Source organism: Paraburkholderia sp. SEWSISQ10-3 4 (assembly GCF_030464785.1).
GTDB classification, from domain to species: Bacteria; Pseudomonadota; Gammaproteobacteria; order Burkholderiales; family Burkholderiaceae; genus Paraburkholderia; species Paraburkholderia aspalathi.
This window is the reverse complement of sequence record NZ_JALPRI010000015.1, coordinates 72,067-90,695: the sequence shown is the minus strand read 5'-3', so window position 1 is coordinate 90,695 and position 18,629 is coordinate 72,067. Positions and strand designations below refer to the sequence as shown.

Here is an 18,629-nt window from a genome sequence, read left to right as displayed (position 1 = left end):
TACACGGCGGCGCAAAAAAGAAAAAGCGCCCAAAGTGGGCGCTTTTTTCTTGCCAATTATTTTTCGCCGCGCCGGACTTGGCTCCGCCGCGGGATTCAGGCTGCAGGCGCTTAGGCGCGGCTGCGGTACTCGTGCGTACGCGTGTCGATTTCGATCTTGTCGCCGATGTTGCAGAAGAGCGGCACTTGCAGTTCGAAACCGGTGGTCAGCTTGGCGTTCTTCAACACCTTGCCCGACGACGTATCGCCCTTGACAGCCGGTTCCGTGTAGATGATTTCACGGACCAGCGTGGTCGGCAGTTCGACGGAAATGGCTTTCTCGTTGTAGAACACGACTTCGCAAGCCATGCCGTCTTCGAGGTAATGGAGGGCGTCGCCCATCATTTCACCTTCGACTTCGAACTGGTTGTAGTCGGCGTCCATGAACACGTACATCGGGTCAGCGAAGTACGAGTACGTGACTTCCTTGCGTTCCAGCACGACGACGTCGAACTTGTCGTCAGCCTTGTACACGCTTTCCATGCCTGCGCCACTCAGCAGGTTCTTGAACTTCATCTTGACGACGGCGGAGTTGCGGCCCGATTTGTTGTATTCGGCCTTTTGCACGACCATCGCGTCTGCGCCGATCATGACTACGTTGCCGGTGCGGAGTTCCTGTGCGGTCTTCATAAAACTGTCCTGTACGAAATAAGTAGCTTCAACTTTTGCTCAACGGCATACGGCGCAAGCGGATCGGCCTGCCGGGTTTGCCTTGCGAATTGGTCTGGCCCGTGGGTCTAGCCCCTGAGTTTGGTCCCTGAGTCTGGCCCTTGAGTCTTGCTCCAATTATCCGGGCGAATTTGCCAGACGAATTTGCAAGACGAGTCTGCCGGATGAATTGGTCAAACGAGTTTGCCAAACCTCGCCACGGCCGGGCCGCGCTTGCGTCGTCGGCCGTTGGATAACCGCTTATTTTAACTGAGTTTTTGCGAACAAGGCCAGATTTCCGGCAAGGTCGCCTACTTGAGCCAGTTCGCCGGCCCATTCGGCCGCGCGCTGCTTCAGCGCCGCGCGGTGGCGCTGGAATTCCGCCCAGTCCGGCCGGCCCGCGCCGTTCCATGCGTGCCAGAAGCGCGCGAGGGCGTCCCGCGCCTCGGTGGGCAGGGTGCGGGCGTAGTGGGCGAGCGCGGCATCGAGCTTCGGCAGATGGGCGTCGTCGGCCTGGGGGTAGATGTGCCAGACAAAGGGTTTGGCGGCCCATTGGGCGCGCACGAACGAATCTTCGCCGCGCACGAAATTGACGTCGCTGGCCCACAGGAGCGTGTCGTAACCCGGTTGCTCGGTGAAAGCGAGTGCGTGAACGCCGAGGCTGCCGCGCTCGGCGTGCGAACCGGCAGCGAATGCCGGCAACCCGAAAAAGCGCGCGACCGCGCCCGAAATGCGTCCTTCCGGCACCAGCAGAACGACCGGTTCGGCGCTGTCGCGCCATTGTTCGAGCAGGCTGTCGATGGCGGGGTTTTCGTAGGCGAACAGCGAGACGACTGTGGCTGTGGGCGGGGGCGGCGCACGGCCGGTGGTCTTGAGCCACCACGCTTCGCGCTCCGGTTGCGAGGCCTCGAAGGCCGCGCGTGCGGCGTCTAGATGCCGCTCCTTGAGTACGCCGCCGGTGCCAAGGCCGAGTCCCGGGAAAAAGAAGGTCTTGGTCAGCGGGTAGCGTGGATGCGGCGACGGCCGCAGATGGAAATCCGCGACCCAGTCTTCGGCGCTCAGGTATTCGAGGTTGAACCAGACCGGCGCTCGCTCGCGCCGCGCCATTGCGGCGACGTAGATCGGCGGCAACTCGCAGCCGAATGCCTCGATCACGACGTCAGCCACTTCGAGCGTATCGCCCGCGTGGGCCGGCTCGTGCCAATGCTCGACGATGATGCCGCCGACTGCCTGGCGCGCGCGATCCAGCGCCAGCGACGGGCACAGTTTCTGGAACGCATGCAGATCGTCGACAAACACACGCACCTGCCAGCCGTGCTCACTCGTCAACTGGCGCGCGAGACGCCAGCACACGCCGATGTCGCCGAAATTGTCGATGACCGCGCAGAAGATGTCGCAGGCAATCCCTGTGGGCGCGGCCGCGGGTTGTTCGGAAACGGGCCTAACGGAGGAAGCGGAGGACATGGTGGCGTGGTCGCAGAGTGGAACAGGTGGCGCGGTCGGGTTCGGCAGGGTCTTGCTGGCGGGTGGCGCAAGCGGCTTCAGCCGCCGGCTTCTACCGGAGCATCACACCATTCGACGCAGCAGGGTTCGAACGCACGCGGAATGCTCTAAACTGGCGATTCTAAAGCACTCGCCCGCGGTTCCGCGCCTCAGTGACCACTCAGCGTGTAGCGTGTAGGCAGAGGCTTCGCGACACTGTCCCAGCCAACCGATTTTGCATGACCGAACCCGAAGCAACCGACGTTTTCGAGCCGAAAAAAGTGCTCGCCCAATTGCCGCATCTGCCCGGCGTTTATCGCTATTACGATACGCAGGGCACGGTCCTTTACGTGGGCAAGGCGCGCGATCTCAAGAAGCGCGTCTCGAGCTACTTCACGAAGACCCAACTGTCGCCGCGCATCGCGATGATGGTGACGCGCATTGCGCGCATCGAGACGACCGTCACGCGTTCCGAGGCCGAAGCGCTGCTGCTCGAAAACAACCTGATCAAGGCGCTGGCGCCGCGTTACAACATCCTGTTTCGCGACGACAAGTCGTATCCCTATCTCAAGCTGACCGGTCACAAGTTTCCGCGCATGGCGTACTACCGCGGCTCGGTGGATCGCAAGAACCAGTACTTCGGGCCGTTCCCGAGTGCGTGGGCGGTGCGCGAAAGCATCCAGATCCTGCAGCGCGTTTTTCAGTTGCGCACGTGCGAGGACTCCGTGTTCAACAACCGCACGCGGCCGTGTCTGCTGCATCAGATCGGCCGCTGCACGGCGCCGTGCGTCGCGGCGATTAGCGAAGAAGATTACGCGCGTGATGTCGCCAATGCGTCGCGCTTTCTGCTCGGCCGGCAGGGCGAGGTAATGAAGGAGCTCGAGCAGAAGATGCACGCGTTCGCGAGCGAGCTGAAGTTCGAGCAGGCCGCGGCGGTGCGCAATCAGATGAGTTCGCTGTCGACGGTGCTGCATCAGCAGGCGATTGAAGTCGGCGGCGATAGCGATGTGGATATTCTCGCGGTGGTCGCGCTCGGCGGGCGCGTGTGCGTGAATCTCGCGATGGTGCGCGGCGGGCGGCATCTGGGCGACAAGGCGTATTTTCCGTCGCACGTGGAAAGCGCATTGACGGTCGGCGAGGGCGGGCTTGAACAAGGCGGCGACGATGAACTGCTGCTCGATGCTGACCTGGTGTCTGACGAGACCGCGAACAGCATGAACACATCGTCCGATGCAGCTGACGCGCTCGCAATCGCCGGGGAGATGCCGTCCGAAGAAGATGACGACGAGGCCGATGCTGCTGTCGAGGCTGAAGGTGAAGAGGGCGATGAGATCGAGTCCGAAGTCGAGCCTTCGGCGCCACGCAAAGGCCGTGCAACCGTCGGCGGGATCGAATCTGAAGTGCTGGAGGCGTTCATCGCGCAGCACTACATCGGCAATCGCGTCCCGCCGGTGCTCGTGGTCAGCCATGCGCCGTCTACGCGCGAACTGGTCGACGTGCTGATCGAGCAAGCCGGCCACAAGGTGACGGTGCTGCGCCAGCCGCAAGGTCAACGGCGCGCATGGCTCGCAATGGCCGAGCAGAACGCGCGGCTCGCGCTCGCACGCCTGCTCTCGGAACAAGGCTCGCAGCAGGCCCGTACGCGCGCGCTCACCGACACGCTCGGCATGGAGTGCGATGACCTTGCGCATCTGCGTATCGAGTGCTTCGACATTAGCCACACGATGGGCGAGGCGACGCAGGCGTCGTGCGTGGTGTATCACCATCACAAGATGCAGTCGTCCGAATACCGGCGCTATAACATCACCGGCATTACGCCCGGCGACGACTACGCGGCAATGCGTCAGGTGCTGACGCGTCGCTACGAGAAGATGGTCGCGCAGGCGGCTGCGAACGCCGCGGACGAAGCCGCCGAATTGCAAAGCGACGCGGCCGCGGACCCGTCGCTCGCAGCGGATGCCGCGGAACCGGCTGCGGCCGGCGGCATCCTGCCCACCATTGTGTTGATCGACGGTGGCAAGGGTCAGGTTGAAATCGCGCGCCAGGTGTTTACCGAACTGGGTCTCGATACCGGCATGCTGGTCGGTGTCGCCAAGGGCGAGGGACGCAAGGTCGGTCTCGAGACCTTAATTTTCGCGGACGGCCGTGCGGCGCTCGAACTTGGCAAGGAAAGCGCGGCGCTGATGCTGGTCGCGCAAATTCGTGACGAGGCGCACCGCTTTGCGATTACCGGCATGCGCGCGAAGCGCGGCAAGACTCGCCAGACCTCTCGGCTCGAAGAGCTCGAAGGGGTAGGCGCGAAGCGGCGTCAGAGGCTATTGGCGCGCTTCGGCGGGCTGCGTGGGGTGGTTGCGGCCAGTGTCGAGGATCTGGCTAGCGTCGAAGGAATTTCGCAGGCGCTTGCTGAGCAGATCTATCGGCAATTGCACTGATCTGTAGTACGCCACGCTGCCCCAGACGGGCAACGTGCGGCCAATGGGTCGCGCAGAAGCGCTCAGCAAGCGGCTGATAAGTGTCCGACAAACGGTGCTCCGGCGCGGCGCCTGCCAGGCCCCGCGCGCCGCTTTGCTTGTGGCAGGCCCTGTGACACGGCACAATTGCATCTCCCTTGTCAGACGCTGCGCCTGCCCATGCCGTTTAATTTCCCGATTTTCCTGACTTGGCTGCGGATCGTCCTGATTCCGCTCGTCGTCGGCGTGTTCTATTTGCCCGACATGATGATGAGCCCGGCGCACCGCAATCTGGCCGCCGCGACGATTTTCATTCTGGCGGCGCTCACCGACTGGTTCGACGGCTTTCTGGCCCGCAAATGGAACCAGACCTCGGCGTTCGGCGCGTTTCTCGATCCGGTCGCCGACAAGCTGATGGTGACGGCTGCGTTGCTGGTGCTCGTGCAACTCGCACGGATCGATTCGGCGATCGCGCTGGTGATCGTCGGGCGCGAGATCGCCATCTCGGCGTTGCGTGAATGGATGGCGCAGATCGGCGCATCGAAGAGTGTCGCGGTGAATTCGCTCGGCAAGTTCAAGACGGTGTGCCAGATGGTCGCGATTCCGATGCTGCTGTTCTACGGGCCGTTGCCGTTCGGTGGCGGGGTGTCTGTCGATACGCGCGTGTGGGGCCTGTGGCTGATCTATCTGGCCGCGTTCCTGACGATCTGGTCGATGCTCTATTACATGAAACTCGCGTGGCCGCAGATCCGCGAACGGAGTGGCGTCGCCTGATTGGAAAACGTTCGGGGCGCGATGCCCGAGCGGCTGAAGCGTGCCCGAACGTCGGTCAAGCATGAGTGAAATCTTTTCCGTTAAAGACATTCGCAAAAGGGGTTGACACGTTTCAGTCGTTTCTCCATAATCTCGTTTCTCCGATGCACGCAGTTTGAAGCGCGGTGGCAGTAAGAGAGTAGTTGCGGTAATAAGGCAGCAGTTAGTAGGGCAAAAGCAGCACATTGCGGGAGTAGCTCAGTTGGTAGAGCGCANTTGGTAGAGCGCAACCTTGCCAAGGTTGAGGTCGCGAGTTCGAGCCTCGTCTCCCGCTCCAAATTTTGAAGCAACGCGTTGTTTGGCGCAGTAAAAGTGCAAGGCGTTGTGAAGTAGGGCAATGCGGGAGTAGCTCAGTTGGTAGAGCGCAACCTTGCCAAGGTTGAGGTCGCGAGTTCGAGCCTCGTCTCCCGCTCCATACATAAGGGGAAGCAACGCTTCCCTTTTTGTTTGGTGGGTCAGTCCTTACGGTCGCCCGCCAGACAAATCTGAGAATCTGCAGCTAGATTCCAGTCCGCTTGCGGCGCGATAGCAAAGCGGTTATGCAGCGGCCTGCAAAGCCGTTTAGGCCGGTTCGACTCCGGCTCGCGCCTCCAGTAGTTGATGTAAAGAAAAGCCCCGACTTGTCGGGGCTTTTCTTTTTTCGGCGACGTTGTCGCCGAAATCAACCTGGCGCGTTTCGGTGTCCGGCATCAGCGCTTACCGTGTTGCACCACGCAGCCGAACAACCGCTACTTCAAATCAAATGGGATGATTCAGATCGGCCGCGAGCTGGGATGCGATGTTGTTCGCCCCTTCCGTCAAACCCTGCTTGATGTCGGTAGCAGACACATTCAACTTCGCGTAGTTGAACGTTTTCCGGTATATGGCATTACCGGAATTGAGCGGGTCGGAATCGTTCGGTTTATTCCTGAACTGCCGCAAGTTGTCGGACTTCGGATACATCACGACATTAGCGGACACATAAAGGTTTCCAGACTGCAACTGGTAGCCGACATCGACGAACATGACTGCGCTTGCTGAAGCATTGTCAAAGACGATTCTTTTCTGCGTGCTCGAGTTGACAGTCTCGACATTGAGTGGCGCTGCAAACTTGATGGTCTCGAGCGAGCCGACTGCGTCGTTGGACGCCTGCTTCATGACGGCGCGGAAGTCATAATCGTGCAGTTGCTCAAACATCGGAGCGGCGGCGCTTTCTGCCGAGGATCGGCGGGCCGCATCGATGCCCGCTACAATCAGCGCGCCGAGCAGGCCTGCGCCACCGGCGTTGGTCGGCGTTACTGTCACCAACAAGCTATTCTGGGGAATGAATAGCGCACCGGCTACCGGCCCAAGTTCATGCTGCTCCTGCTTCGTTACCGACATGGGCGGCGTCGTCGCGCATCCCGCCAACGCTGCGATAGACAGCAATAAAAAGAGGTTTCTCAGGTTCATTTAGGGGATCAGCTTCCGAGTTAGCGTGTAATTAAGATTTCAGCGCTCGTAAGCCATATGGCCTTCCCACCCGTCGTTTCGGCGAAGTCCTGCGGTATCGCAGAAAGTCGAATAGAGGAAGTCAAATGGATCGTGCGTCTGCGATATTCTTAACGACAGATCCGCGGTTAACTTTAGCGCACGGTGACATTAAAGCGTCGTCGAAGACGGGCTGCATTCAGCGAGGGGTCGTTCTCGAATCGTGCGGTCTGTATTCACGAAGAGGGCAGTGACTCAATACAAGCAAGCCTGAGAGGTCCATGCCATCGCGACTGTTATCGGTTAGCCGTGACCGGTCATCTGTGTCTTTCATTTCTGTTGTTTTGTCTTTCAATTTTATTCCAGGTTTTTTTAGAGTCCGGAATAAAGCATTGATCGCTGGCGGTTCGGCGCCGATCATGTAAAGTAGCTCAGGCTGCTTCGCATATTCGGAAACATCGTTAGAGATACGATGCAATGGTTCTAGATGTTTCCAGGTCGCGAAAGCACGGGGCAGGGCAAACCCGCTGTTAATACAACATACGACCAATGAAAAAAAACATAACCGCTGCTGTGCTGTTTACCATTGGGTTGCCACTGCTGGCGATCGCGCAATCGGCACCGCCTCCCGACATTAAAGGCGGGGATTCGTGGACCTACGTCAACACCTTTGAGAAAACGCCTTCAATATGGCGCCAGACGCACGACGAAGTGACGGTCCTGCGCGCAACCCCTGCCCACATTTATTACACCTCGAAGCAGGCGGGCTCGACCCAGGTGCCGAACGAAGTGATAGCAGGCGCCGACTGGAGCCGCGAGCGCAACGTGAATGGCGCGGAGGTGGTCGTCAATCGGCCGTTCGTTTTCCCGCTATCGCCGGGCAAAACCTGGAACCTCGAATATACGGAACAGCATCCGAACAAGACCTTCGCTTCGCAAAAGTGGAGCAGCCAGTATCGGGTGGTGGATACTGAAACCGTCGAGGTACCGGCAGGAAAATTCCAGGCGATTAAAGTCGAAGCGGAAGGCGAATGGGTTGCGCAACTCGAGCCGACTCAGACCGTCACTCAAGCCGTGCAGACGCAGCAAGGCGACACCGCCATGATCACTCACGCACAGAAAACCGGCCCCGTTCAGGTGACCGGACGCACTTATAAAGCGTTCTGGTATGTGCCTGAGATTGGCCGCTGGGTAAAGTCAGTGGAAGAATATTACGGCAGTAATGGTGTGCGAAACGAGCGCTATACAGGCGAACTGGAGTCGTTCAAAAGAGGCACGGAATGATTCGAATGTTGACGATTAAACTGTCCGCTTTTGCTGCGTAAAAGAAAAAGCCCCGTACGTCGGGGCTTTTTTAATCCTTCCTGCATGCAAAACGGATAAGACATGCGTATCTCAAATCCCGTTCGCCGCTCCTTCTATTTACGCCTGATCTACGCGCTGTGTCTCTGCGGCGCCACCTGGACGCATCTGCAGGTGGCTTTGATCCACGGGCTCGGGTGGGACTACGGCGGCGCGGCGCCGCTGACACAAATCTACTGGACGTCGCTGCTCTTCATCGATCCGCTAACGGTTCTGCTATTGCTGTTGAGTCCGAGAGCAGGGCTGATCCTCTGCGTCGCTGTCATCTTCACGGACGTGGTGCACAATTCATGGTTCGCGTTGCACTATCCGATCCGCTTGGACCTGTACGTTTCGCAGATCGCTTTCCTGCTGTTCGTCGCGTTCACGGTGCGGACCGCATGGCGAGGGGCCGCGAGTCGGGCCGCCGCCCCGCGCGCCGCTGATTGAATTGCCCGATTGCCGCTTTGCGCAATTGCCCGTCTACACGAGGCTGCATGTACCTACAACTCACCGGCACCAACGTCCGTCTGCTCGGCTCGATGCATCTGTTTCCAGCGACGAGCCGCAGAACGCCGCCATGGATCGCCGAAGCGTATGACTGGGCCGAATCGCTGGTATTCGAATCCGATCCGCCGACGATCCTGCCGTTTCTCAAGGCTCCCGCGCAAGGCGGTGCTGATCAGTTGCGGCCTTTGCTCTCCGCCGATGCCTGGAATCAGCTCCAGGCTGTGTGGCCCGTCGAGGGCCCGTTGGCACCGCTCGTCGAGCTACGTCCTTGGGCCGCACTGATCGTCGCGCCGACGCTGTTCCAGCAGGTCGTCGAAGGCGTCGAGCCGCGCATGCTGCGCTCGGCGCTCACGCAAGCCAAACCGTACCAGTATCTCGAGACCGCGCAGGACGTGGCGGCATCGCTCGAATCGATTTCGCTTGAAGCAGTTGGCACCGCGCTCGGCATGCTGATGTCCGATCTCGGCGAACCGCAGCGCACGCTCGAGCGGATGCACGCCGCGTGGTTGCATGGCGATCTGGAAGCCGTGCACCAGATCGCTGTCGAGTCGCCAATGTTCAATCTGCCCGGCATCCGCCATGCCATTCTCGATGCGCGCAATCGCGCGTGGGCGGCGCGCGTGACGGCGCTGCTCGGGCGGCCGGAGCGCACCCTGGTGGTGGTGGGCGCGCTGCATCTGTGTGGGCCCGGTAACCTGATCGACTGTCTCGCACAGCCCGTCGAGCCGGTTTTCTTAAGCTGCTAGCGGATTTGCCGCCGGGCGGCAGCGTCGGCGCAATTCACCGTCAATACCGGGATAGCGGGCCCGGATTAGGGCGCAATCAGGCGGAACTCCAGTAGCCGGGCTCAATCCGACGGTATGGATGCCGCTATACACTATGTGCCTGCGACGCCGGTCAACCTCCATGGCTCTACGGAATACGACATGCATGTCCCACTGACGCCCGTTAATGAAAGTGCCCGCCTCGACACACTGCGTGCGCTGAACATCCTGGATACCTTGCCCGAAGAGCGCTTCGACAGGCTGACGCGTCTCGCCAAACGGCTATTCGGCGTGCCGATCGCGCTCGTGAGCATCGTCGATGCGGACCGGCAGTGGTTCAAATCGTGCGTCGGCTTGACCGCGAGTGAGACTTCTCGCGACGTGTCGTTCTGTGCACACGCAATTCTCGGCGACGAAATCCTGATGATCCCCGACACGCTGGCGGACGAGCGTTTCCACGATAACCCGCTCGTCACGAACAATCCGAATATCCGTTTCTATGCCGGCTGTCCCCTTACGGTTCCGAACGGCAGCAAGCTCGGCACGCTTTGTCTGATCGACGTAAAGCCACGCGGCCTTGACGAGGAAGAGCGCGAGTTGTTGCGCGATCTGGCGCGTATGGCCGAACAGGAACTGGTGGCGGTGCAACTGGCCACACTCGACGACCTGACGTTGTTGTCGAACCGCCGCGGTTTCGAAGCGCTCGCACAACATGCGTTGAATGTCTGCAAGCGGATGGACAAACCGGCGTCGCTGCTGTTTTTCGATCTGAACGATTTCAAGCTGATTAACGATACCCACGGCCACGCGGAAGGCGACCGCGCATTGAAGACCTTCGCCGAGGTGTTGCGCTCTGCGCTGCGCGAAAGCGATGTGATCGGGCGACTCGGCGGCGACGAGTTCGTCGCGCTTCTGACCGACTCGGGCAGCATGGAAACGCTGGAGGTCACGCAACGTCTCACGAAACTGCTGGACGAGCGCAATGCAGAGGCACAGCGTGGTTATCAGATCCGCTATAGCGTCGGCCAGATTCAGTACGTTCCTGAGCGGCATGCATCAATCGCCGAGTTGCTCGCTGCGGCCGATGCGGCGATGTATAGCCACAAACAGGCGTCGAAGGCGCGGGCGGCGCGTGGCGGTTGAGCGTGGCTGACTGCAGTATGTGTGCGGGCGGGGCGTCGGTCGTGGGTCGCAGCTGAACTCGCCAGGATCTGCGCGGCATAGTCTAAGATCCCCACGCGCGGCATAATTTCGCATTGCCGCCACCCCTGCTGGCGCACCTCTCTTTGAAGCCTTCCCATGACTGAACCGCAGCAAACTGCCAGCACGCGACTGGCGCAACTCGAATGGCGCTGGAAAGCGTTCGAAGACCTCACGGCCGCGGAAGTTTACGCGATGCTGGCCGCGCGCAGCGCGGTGTTCGTCATCGAGCAGAACTGCTTGTATGGCGATATCGACGGGCTCGATTCAGATGCCTGGCACCTGTTTGCCTTTGGCCCCGGTGAAAAGAAGCCGGCGCTCGCGGGCTATCTGCGCGTGCTGTTGCCGGACGCCGACGACACCGATATCCGCATTGGCCGTGTACTGACCACGGCGGAATTCCGCGGCATCGGCGTCGGCAACGCGATGCTCGAACGCTCGCTCGCGCATATCCGCGCGCAGTGGCCGGGTACGCCGATCCGTTTGCATGCGCAGGCGCATCTGCAAGGCTTCTATGGCGCGTTCGGCTTTACGCCGGTGTCGAACATTCACGAAGAGGACGGCATCCCACACGTGTGGATGCGTTCGGCTTAGAAAAGCGGGCCGCAACCGGACTCGGCGCTCGCGCGCCGACCGGCTTCAACCGCCGCGACTTCAATCGATTCGAGAATGCTTAGCGCTGGCTGCTCGCAGGCGCCGACGCGGGCTGCGTCAAGCCTTGCGTCGCCTTGACGCGCCGCTCGCTGCGCAGACGTCCGCGTGCCGACAAGCGCATCCAGTGACGCAACGCCAACAGCGCGCCGATCACGCTCATCATCGAGCCCGGAATCCACAGCAACAGCCCGCCGATTTGCTGATCGCGCATTGGGCTTAGCCACGTGAAGGCGCGGCCGCAAATCGAGTAAATCGGATACAGCTCGCGCGGCGTAAAGAAGATAAACGCGCCGAGCATGATCTGCGGCGGAATCGCAGCAATCACCACCAGTACGCGCTTGCCGGGCGACAAACGCGCCGGCGGCGCCGGGCGCGGATCGAGCACGAGCCACCAGAACAGCAGCCCGTCGATCACCATGCTCCAGTTCATCACGCGATAAAGCCGCCAGTCGAGCATCGCCATGAAATGAATTGGCGACATCAGCCAGAAGTAGATCAAGCCGACGAACAACGTGACGGCGACCACCGGATGCATCACCACGTCGAGCAGCTTGCGTACTACCGGCGTCTCCAGCGCAGGCCGCACGAAGCGTTGCCGCCAGCTGAATGGAATGCCCGCGCGCAACGCGGCGCCTGGATAGGAGAGGGCGATAAAGAACGGCCCGAGGTGATGCAGCACCAGATGCTGCGCGCGATGCATGAAGAACTCATGCTCGAAGAAATAATCGAGCCGCGTATGCAGCGCGATATACAGCGCGACCAACCCGAACCAGAAGGAAATGCGCCGGGGTATCGACACTTTCGCTTTGGGCGCACCACGCACGAAAAGAATCGCCGGCACCAGCAAGGCGATGACGACGGTCGGCGAAAACTCCCAGGGGTCGAGCCAGTAGAGCAGGTTCATCGCGGGACGTTACTTGGTCTGGGCGGGCGATTTGACGGCGAACGGTGTATCGAGCGTTTCGCCGTCGGAGAACTTCAGCGTCAGATGCACGGTGTCGCCCGGCGCGACCTTGTGCTTCGCGTCTTCGAGCATCACGTGATAGCCGCCCGGCGCAATCGCCACCTGGCCGTGTGCGGGCACCGTCAGCTTGTCGACCATCACCATCTTTTGCGTCGAGCCGTTCGATACGGTTTGATGCAGCATCGCGTCGCCGTAATCGTTGCTGGAAATATCGACGAGGTCGACCGGCTTGTCGCTCGCGTTCACCAGCGTCACGTAGCCGGCGGCGGGGAGATTGTTCGGCAGCCAGCGCACCCACGCGTCCTTGACGCTGATCGCGTTCGCACCGGCGGCGTACGCGGCCGATGCGAAACCGAATGAGAGGGCGAGGGTGCAGCTCAGTGCGGCGAACGTTTTGATCTTGATCGACATGGGTGAACTCGGGAAAGGTCAGGAACGGTCATCAACGATGCGGCGCAGGTCTTGTGCGATCGCATCGGGCGTATCGTGATCGGTGGCGAGCAGGCGCGCGTGGCCTTGCGGGTCGAACACGTAGACGGCCGAGCTATGAGTGACTTCGTAGTTGCCGTTGGGGTCGCGCTTTTCCATCTGATAGGCGACCCGGTAGCGCTTGGCGAGCGACTCGATCTGCCAGTCGGTGCCGGTTAGGCCCTCTGCGTGCTGCGAGTCGAAAGCGCCGACGTAGTCATGCAGCGCTTTGGGCGTGTCGCGCGCCGGATCGACGGTGATGAACAGGATGCGCACTTTTTGCGCGTCCGGGCCGAGTTTGCCGAGTACCTGCATCAGTCGGCCCATCGTTTCTGGGCAGACGTCCGGACAATGCGTATAACCAAAGTAGACGAGCGACGTGCGGCCTTTGAACGAATCACCGGTTACGGCGCGGCCGTCGTCGCCAGTTAGCTTGAAGTCGAGATCCGGCAAGTGGCCGGTCACGTTGGTCAACTGGAACGGTTCGGCGGGATGCGTGCAGCCGGTTAGCGCAGCGAGGGCGCCCACCATCGCGGTCAACGCGACCAGGCGCCCGGGCCACGGCCGGCGTGGCGTTAAGCGGTTCGACTGTTGGTGGCGGGGCGAGAGGATGGGGAACAAAGCAGGGTTCAATGACTCGATTGAAGAGCGGCGCGTGACGCTGCCCGTGAACGGACTCGGTTGATTCGTGCCAGGCGTGCGGCCTGTCATGGTGTGCGAATAGGGTCGTCGCTGCAATGGTCTGCGTGGCAGCGACTGTATCGCAAAATCTTCGATGACGTCGTGCAGCGCCCGCGGGCGCGCGGTTTGCGAGGCAATTTGACGCAGGTGGTTGAAAGCTCGCTGAAGCCTGATTGTTCTCTTTTTGAACGCAATCGTGAGCAGCGTCGGCTGCGCCGGCCTGCCAGGCTTGTGTCCTGGCTTACTTTCTCGAAAAATTGACGGATGCGCGGTAAGATGCGCACACTTTTCCGGCCGCAAAAGGCTGAAAGGCAAAATTAACCGATGCAAGCACTTCCGGCTGTTCTGTCTCCTGGTGAGACGGCATTTTTCTTCGACTTCGACGGCACGCTCGTCGAACTCGCACCCACGCCGGACGGCGTGCTGGTGCAACCGCGCGTGATCGGGCTGCTGACCGAGTTGCGCAGTCTCACGAACGGCGCGGTCGCGATCGTGTCGGGCCGCGGCATCGACAGCATCGACAGTTTTCTCGGCATGCCCGATCTGCCGATCGCGGGTCTCCATGGCGCGGAGCGGCGCGACGCGAACGGCGACACACAGCGCATCGGTTTTCACGACGAGCGCCTGTTGCGTATGGAGCAGGTGCTCGCGCAGGTCGTCAACGAACATCCCGGCATGCTGCTCGAAATCAAAGGCGCGGCGCTCGCGCTGCACTACCGCAACGCGCCCGACCGCGAGCCGGTGGCGCGCGAGGCGACCGAGCGGCTGGTGGCCGATTACCCCGGTTCGTATGTGTTGCAGCCGGGCAAGATGGTCTACGAAATCAAGCCGAAGGACGTCGACAAGGGCCGCGCGATGCGCGCGTTCCTGGAAGAGCCGCCATTCGTGGGCCGCACGCCGGTGTTTGCCGGCGACGATCTGACCGACGAGAAAGGCTTTGCCGTCGTCAACGAGCGCGGTGGCCTGTCGATCAAGGTAGGCGCGGGCGACACGATGGCGCATACGCGAATCGAGTCGGTCACGGCGCTGCTCGACTGGCTGGAATCGATTGTCGCGGCCGCGCGCGGAGCGTGATCTTGACACCGCCCGTGGCGCCTCATCCCCTAACGACTATGACTTACTGCATCGGGAATCGCGCTTCATGAGCCGACTGATCATCGTATCGAACCGGGTTGCGCCGATCTCGGAGGGCGGCCCGGCGGCGGGCGGCCTGGCAGTCGGCGTGTACGACGCGCTGAAAGAAACCGGCGGCATGTGGTTCGGCTGGAGCGGCGATGTGCTGAGCTCGGGCCAGCCGCAGATCAAGGTGGAAGAGCGTGGGCCGGTGACCTTCGCGACCATCGCGCTGATGCGCCGCGACTACGACCAGTACTACCGCGGTTTCTCGAACGCCACGCTGTGGCCCGCGTTCCACTATCGCGCCGATCTGCTGCAGTACGACCGGCACGATTTCGAAGGCTATTGCCGCGTCAACGCGTGGCTCGCCCAGCAACTGGTCCCGCTATTGCGCGAAGACGACGTGATCTGGGTCCACGACTATCACCTGATTCCGTTCGCCCAGGCGTTGCGTGCGGCCGGCGTGAAGAATCGCATCGGCTTCTTTCTGCATATTCCGTTTCCGGCATCGCAGGTATTGCTGGCCGTGCCGCCGCATCGCGAGCTGGTCGAAGCGCTGTGCTCGTTCGATCTGCTCGGTTTCCAGACCGCGCCGGATTTGCGGGCGTTCTGCGACTACATCGTCAATGAGGCGAACGGCACGGTCGACATATCCGCCAGCGGCCCGCTCACCGTCCATGCGTTCGGCCGCACCTTGCGCGCGGCGGCGTATCCGATCGGCGTCTATCCGGACGAAATCGCCGAGCTCGCGAAGGCGGGTGAGCGCGGCAAACCGGTGCGCACGATGAAGACGGCACTGCATTCGCGCAAGCTGATCATGAGCGTGGACCGCCTCGATTATTCGAAGGGGCTGGTCGAACGTTTCCGCGCGTTCGAGCGCTTGCTGGAACATTTCACCGCGCAGCGCAACCAGGTGTCGTTCCTCCAAATCGCACCGCCGACGCGGGCCGACATGAACGCGTACCAGGACATCCGCCTGCAGCTCGAAGGGGAGTCGGGGCGTATCAACGGCCGTTTTGCCGAACTGGACTGGACACCAATCCTGTACATCCATAAGCAGTACGAGCGCTCGGTGCTGGCTGCGCTATTTCGTACCGCGCATGTCGGCTACGTCACGCCGTTGCGCGACGGCATGAACCTCGTCGCCAAGGAGTACGTGTCGGCGCAGGATCCGGACAATCCGGGCGTGCTCGTGCTGTCACGCTTTGCCGGCGCCGCGCAGGAACTGGATGGTGCGCTGATCGTGAATCCGGTCGACATTGACGGCATGGCCGAGGCGCTGGCGCGAGCGCTGGAGATGCCGCTTGTGGAGCGTCAGGCGCGTCATCGCGACATGATGGTGCAGCTGCGCGAGAACAACGTGTCGGTGTGGCGCGACAACTTCATGCGCGATCTTCAGCGCGTCGATGGTGCGAAAAGCACCAGAACCGTGAAGGTGCGTGCCGGATCGGGCAAGAAGACGGCGCGCGAAACCACGGTCGGATAGGTGGTTTCGAGGCCAATTAGAATTGCCTCTGGAAAACAAAAAAGCCGCTCGGAAGCGGCTTTTTTGTTTGTTGCTGCTGCGATTCTCGCTGAAGCAGCAGAAGGCGGTGTGTTGACTAGACCACGTGCTGTTCATCCACCTTCTTGCCGCCGACATGCAGCGTGGTGCCCTTGCCGTACTGCTTCGAGAGCAGATCGCGATACAGGCCCGGCCGCTGGCGCAACTCTTCCGGACTGCCGTCGTCGATAACCTTGCCTTGGCTCATCACGATGATCCGGTCGAAGTTATTCAGCGTCGACAACCGGTGCGCGATCGCGATCACCGTGCGGCCCACCATCAACCGGTCGAGCGCCTTCTGGATCGCTTCTTCCGATGCGCTGTCGAGCGCGGAGGTGGCTTCGTCGAGCAGCAGGATCGGTGCGTTCTTCAGGATCGCGCGCGCAATCGCGATACGCTGGCGCTGTCCGCCGGAGAGCTTCACGCCACGGTCGCCGACGATCGTGTCGAAGCCTTCCGGCATGGCTTCGATGAAATCGCTGCAGCGGGCTTCGCGCGCGGCGGCGACCACTTCTTCCCGGGTCGCCTCAGGGCGGCCGTAGGCGATGTTTTCGTACACCGTGCGATGGAACAGGGAAATATCCTGCGGCACTAGCGCGATTGCGTGGCGCAAGCTGTCCTGGGTAATCGCGGCGATGTCCTGGCCGTCGATCTTGATGGCGCCGCCCTGCGTCTCGTAGAAACGTTGCAGCAGCGCCAGCACGGTGGATTTGCCCGCGCCCGACTTGCCAATCAGGCCGACCCGCTGGCCCGGCTCGATATGCAGATCGAAGTGATCGAGAATGGGCCGGCGGCGCGGATAGGCGAACGTCACGGCTTCGAAATCGACCCGGCCGCCTTGCGGCACGAGCTCGGTTGCGCCATCGCGGTCCGGCATGCCATGCGGCTCGAGCAGGGTGCGAACGGCTTCCGCGAGCCGCGCGACGTGCTGCGTGACGTCGACCAGCGCCACGGCCAGATCACGCGTGCCGTGCAGAATCGTGAAGCCGAGCGAGCTGACCAGCACGATGTCGCCGGAGGTCGCCTTGCCTTGATCCCACAGCCACAGCGCCCAGCCCAGCAAGCCGGCAGAGAGCAGCGCCGTGATCACCGCATGCAGCAGGCGCAGCTTTTCCAGATACAGCAGGCTCTGCTGGCGCGCTTCCATCTCCGCTTTGACGGTCGCGCCGAAACGCTGCTGCTCGCGAAACGTCATGCCGAAGGCCCGCACGAGGCCCATGTTGCTGATCACGTCCACCAGCTCACCGTCCACCGACGCTGCTTTGGTGGCGAAATGGTGATGCCGCGCCGAGCCACGCCCGGCAAGTTTGTAGAGCACGACCGACAGAATGGCCGAGCACAGCATCAGGCCGCCGGCCATCAGCGGATTCACGGCGGTGATCATGACGATCGCGCCGAGCACGGCAATACACGGCGGCAGCACGTTCCAGGCGGTGGTGTTCTCGGCGGTGTAGACCGCGTTCGAGGTTGCCGTGATGCGGCTTGCCAGCATGCCCGGCTGTTTCTCAGAGTAGTAAGTCGGCGAATGGCCGCTTAGATACTGGAAGAGGTCGCGCCGCAGGTCGCCGGTCACCGCCACGAAGGTGTGCGCGGCCACCCAGCCGCCGACCCGCCACAGCAGGTTGTCGGCGGCGATCAAACCAACCAGGATGGCGAACGCGCCCCACAGCGGACCGGGATGATGCCGGCCTTCGCCGAGCACATCGATCAGATGCTTGATCGCGTATTGCGAAGCGAGCGCACAGCCCACGGCCGCGAACACGCTGCACAGGACGATCGCATGCGCGAGCGGATGGCGGCGAATAAAGCGGAAAAGAAACGCAAGCGGCCTGTGCGCATAGCTCGCAAGCTTTGCGTTCTGGGCGTTACGCTGGGCGATGGTTAAGTGTTCCAATTGATCGTGAGGTCGGTGTGTTTCAGGTTGTGCATGCAAGGCATGGGCCACAGCAAAAGCGTTCGCCGCGAAGCCGATGCTTCGCATTGTAAACATGCAAAAGCGATTGCGCCCTGTGTATCCGGGCGATGGCGCGACTGATTTCGCGATAGACGACCGCGACCTACTGTTGCTCGACCCGCCGATCGGGCGGTGGTTCACGCAGGCTGCGGAATATTTCGGGATATAATTACAAATTGCATTCAACTGCGGTGCGGCATTTCTTCAATGCCTGCCGGCAAAGTTGACTCAGGACCTTACAGCTGCCGTATTCGGGTCAGCGTTGCAAGCCAGTTGTTACTGTAGAACTGTCTTATAAAACAAGGGTTTGTAAAGTGTTTCGCCTTTGTAACAACGTAAAGACTTTGAAATGTTGTGGTGCAGCGAGATCCCCGGCATTGATAATGCATGCTCTGCTAGCCCACCGAAATATCTGACAGTTTGTCAACGTAGGTGTCATGTGTGCGTTTACCGGCACATGCGCAGACAGCAAACTGCTGATCTGGGCTCACTACCCAAGCGATCCATCGCAGGATTTCTCGAAAGAATCAGGCCCGCGCCGGCATATCCGGCCA

General features: G+C 61.2%; 16 protein-coding genes and 3 tRNA genes. 12 read left to right on the top strand and 7 right to left on the bottom strand.

Going from position 1 to position 18,629, the window contains the following annotated elements; genetic code table 11:
- Positions 1-110: 110 nt before the first annotated feature.
- Both efp and earP read right to left on the bottom strand, forming a co-directional pair.
- A complete protein-coding gene (gene efp / locus M0D68_RS24650; RefSeq protein ID WP_093640439.1) occupies positions 111-668 on the bottom strand; it encodes an elongation factor P in 558 nt (185 codons plus the stop codon).
- 279 nt (positions 669-947) lie between these two features.
- Positions 948-2,150, bottom strand: a complete 1,203-nt coding sequence (gene earP, locus M0D68_RS24645; protein WP_266225634.1) for an elongation factor P maturation arginine rhamnosyltransferase EarP — start codon at positions 2,148-2,150, stop codon at positions 948-950.
- Positions 2,151-2,407: 257 nt separating this feature from the next.
- Between earP and uvrC the strand changes: the two genes are divergently transcribed.
- From uvrC to M0D68_RS24620, 5 genes are all read left to right on the top strand, one after another.
- Positions 2,408-4,600 carry an excinuclease ABC subunit UvrC gene (gene uvrC, locus M0D68_RS24640; RefSeq protein ID WP_266225633.1) on the top strand — a complete coding sequence of 731 codons (2,193 nt, stop codon included), beginning with the start codon at positions 2,408-2,410 and terminating at the stop codon, positions 4,598-4,600.
- Positions 4,601-4,798: 198 nt separating this feature from the next.
- A complete protein-coding gene (gene pgsA, locus M0D68_RS24635) occupies positions 4,799-5,392 on the top strand; it encodes a CDP-diacylglycerol--glycerol-3-phosphate 3-phosphatidyltransferase (RefSeq protein ID WP_054036235.1) in 594 nt (197 codons plus the stop codon).
- A 226-nt stretch (positions 5,393-5,618) separates the two neighbouring features.
- A tRNA-Gly gene (locus tag M0D68_RS24630) sits at positions 5,619-5,708 on the top strand.
- A 62-nt stretch (positions 5,709-5,770) separates the two neighbouring features.
- Positions 5,771-5,846, top strand: a tRNA-Gly gene (locus tag M0D68_RS24625).
- A 104-nt stretch (positions 5,847-5,950) separates the two neighbouring features.
- A tRNA-Cys gene (locus M0D68_RS24620) sits at positions 5,951-6,024 on the top strand.
- Positions 6,025-6,169: 145 nt separating this feature from the next.
- Here M0D68_RS24620 and M0D68_RS24615 read toward each other — a convergent pair.
- Positions 6,170-6,862 carry a hypothetical protein gene (locus tag M0D68_RS24615; protein ID WP_143131759.1) on the bottom strand — a complete coding sequence of 231 codons (693 nt, stop codon included), beginning with the start codon at positions 6,860-6,862 and terminating at the stop codon, positions 6,170-6,172.
- A gap of 567 nt (positions 6,863-7,429) precedes the next feature.
- Between M0D68_RS24615 and M0D68_RS24610 the strand changes: the two genes are divergently transcribed.
- The 5 genes from M0D68_RS24610 (at position 7,430) to M0D68_RS24590 (ending at position 11,289) form a co-directional block, all read left to right on the top strand.
- The gene (locus M0D68_RS24610; RefSeq protein WP_093640427.1) at positions 7,430-8,164 is read left to right on the top strand and encodes a hypothetical protein; all 735 of its coding nucleotides are present in this window, start codon (positions 7,430-7,432) and stop codon (positions 8,162-8,164) included.
- 102 nt (positions 8,165-8,266) lie between these two features.
- Positions 8,267-8,671, top strand: coding sequence for a hypothetical protein (locus tag M0D68_RS24605; protein WP_093640424.1), 405 nt, complete (start codon positions 8,267-8,269; stop codon positions 8,669-8,671).
- A gap of 47 nt (positions 8,672-8,718) precedes the next feature.
- Entirely contained in the window at positions 8,719-9,477 is a 759-nt protein-coding gene (locus M0D68_RS24600) for a TraB/GumN family protein (RefSeq protein WP_093640421.1), read from the top strand.
- 180 nt (positions 9,478-9,657) lie between these two features.
- Entirely contained in the window at positions 9,658-10,638 is a 981-nt protein-coding gene (locus M0D68_RS24595; protein ID WP_266225632.1) for a sensor domain-containing diguanylate cyclase, read from the top strand.
- Positions 10,639-10,794: 156 nt separating this feature from the next.
- Entirely contained in the window at positions 10,795-11,289 is a 495-nt protein-coding gene (locus M0D68_RS24590) for a GNAT family N-acetyltransferase (protein WP_256455401.1), read from the top strand.
- Positions 11,290-11,368: 79 nt separating this feature from the next.
- On the opposite strand, the gene M0D68_RS24585 is transcribed toward M0D68_RS24590, so the two are convergent.
- Genes M0D68_RS24585 through M0D68_RS24575 form a run of 3 tightly spaced genes read right to left on the bottom strand, consistent with a single transcriptional unit; the run spans position 11,369 to position 13,312 of the window.
- On the bottom strand, positions 11,369-12,253 hold the full coding sequence (locus tag M0D68_RS24585) for a cytochrome c oxidase assembly protein (RefSeq protein WP_266225631.1): 885 nt from the start codon (positions 12,251-12,253) through the stop codon (positions 11,369-11,371).
- Positions 12,254-12,262: 9 nt separating this feature from the next.
- Positions 12,263-12,724, bottom strand: coding sequence for a copper chaperone PCu(A)C (locus M0D68_RS24580; protein ID WP_200618388.1), 462 nt, complete (start codon positions 12,722-12,724; stop codon positions 12,263-12,265).
- 18 nt (positions 12,725-12,742) lie between these two features.
- Positions 12,743-13,312 carry an SCO family protein gene (locus M0D68_RS24575; protein ID WP_234486548.1) on the bottom strand — a complete coding sequence of 190 codons (570 nt, stop codon included), beginning with the start codon at positions 13,310-13,312 and terminating at the stop codon, positions 12,743-12,745.
- Between the two features lie 474 nt (positions 13,313-13,786).
- Here M0D68_RS24575 and otsB point away from each other — a divergent pair, with 474 nt between their 5' ends.
- Both otsB and otsA read left to right on the top strand, forming a co-directional pair.
- Positions 13,787-14,536 carry a trehalose-phosphatase gene (gene otsB / locus M0D68_RS24570; RefSeq protein WP_200653102.1) on the top strand — a complete coding sequence of 250 codons (750 nt, stop codon included), beginning with the start codon at positions 13,787-13,789 and terminating at the stop codon, positions 14,534-14,536.
- 67 nt (positions 14,537-14,603) lie between these two features.
- The gene (gene otsA, locus M0D68_RS24565) at positions 14,604-16,064 is read left to right on the top strand and encodes an alpha,alpha-trehalose-phosphate synthase (UDP-forming) (RefSeq protein WP_093640665.1); all 1,461 of its coding nucleotides are present in this window, start codon (positions 14,604-14,606) and stop codon (positions 16,062-16,064) included.
- 115 nt (positions 16,065-16,179) lie between these two features.
- Here otsA and M0D68_RS24560 read toward each other — a convergent pair whose 3' ends face one another.
- The gene (locus tag M0D68_RS24560) at positions 16,180-18,015 is read right to left on the bottom strand and encodes an ABC transporter ATP-binding protein (protein WP_093640662.1); all 1,836 of its coding nucleotides are present in this window, start codon (positions 18,013-18,015) and stop codon (positions 16,180-16,182) included.
- Positions 18,016-18,629 lie beyond the last annotated feature (614 nt).

Coding starts and splice junctions, on each gene's coding strand:
- efp (WP_093640439.1), bottom strand. CDS start 668: ATGAAGACCGCACAGGAACTCCGCACCGGCAACGTAGTCATGATCGGC.
- earP (WP_266225634.1), bottom strand. CDS start 2,150: ATGTCCTCCGCTTCCTCCGTTAGGCCCGTTTCCGAACAACCCGCGGCC.
- uvrC (WP_266225633.1), top strand. CDS start 2,408: ATGACCGAACCCGAAGCAACCGACGTTTTCGAGCCGAAAAAAGTGCTC.
- pgsA (WP_054036235.1), top strand. CDS start 4,799: ATGCCGTTTAATTTCCCGATTTTCCTGACTTGGCTGCGGATCGTCCTG.
- M0D68_RS24615 (WP_143131759.1), bottom strand. CDS start 6,862: ATGAACCTGAGAAACCTCTTTTTATTGCTGTCTATCGCAGCGTTGGCG.
- M0D68_RS24610 (WP_093640427.1), top strand. CDS start 7,430: ATGAAAAAAAACATAACCGCTGCTGTGCTGTTTACCATTGGGTTGCCA.
- M0D68_RS24605 (WP_093640424.1), top strand. CDS start 8,267: ATGCGTATCTCAAATCCCGTTCGCCGCTCCTTCTATTTACGCCTGATC.
- M0D68_RS24600 (WP_093640421.1), top strand. CDS start 8,719: ATGTACCTACAACTCACCGGCACCAACGTCCGTCTGCTCGGCTCGATG.
- M0D68_RS24595 (WP_266225632.1), top strand. CDS start 9,658: ATGCATGTCCCACTGACGCCCGTTAATGAAAGTGCCCGCCTCGACACA.
- M0D68_RS24590 (WP_256455401.1), top strand. CDS start 10,795: ATGACTGAACCGCAGCAAACTGCCAGCACGCGACTGGCGCAACTCGAA.
- M0D68_RS24585 (WP_266225631.1), bottom strand. CDS start 12,253: ATGAACCTGCTCTACTGGCTCGACCCCTGGGAGTTTTCGCCGACCGTC.
- M0D68_RS24580 (WP_200618388.1), bottom strand. CDS start 12,724: ATGTCGATCAAGATCAAAACGTTCGCCGCACTGAGCTGCACCCTCGCC.
- M0D68_RS24575 (WP_234486548.1), bottom strand. CDS start 13,312: ATGGTGGGCGCCCTCGCTGCGCTAACCGGCTGCACGCATCCCGCCGAA.
- otsB (WP_200653102.1), top strand. CDS start 13,787: ATGCAAGCACTTCCGGCTGTTCTGTCTCCTGGTGAGACGGCATTTTTC.
- otsA (WP_093640665.1), top strand. CDS start 14,604: ATGAGCCGACTGATCATCGTATCGAACCGGGTTGCGCCGATCTCGGAG.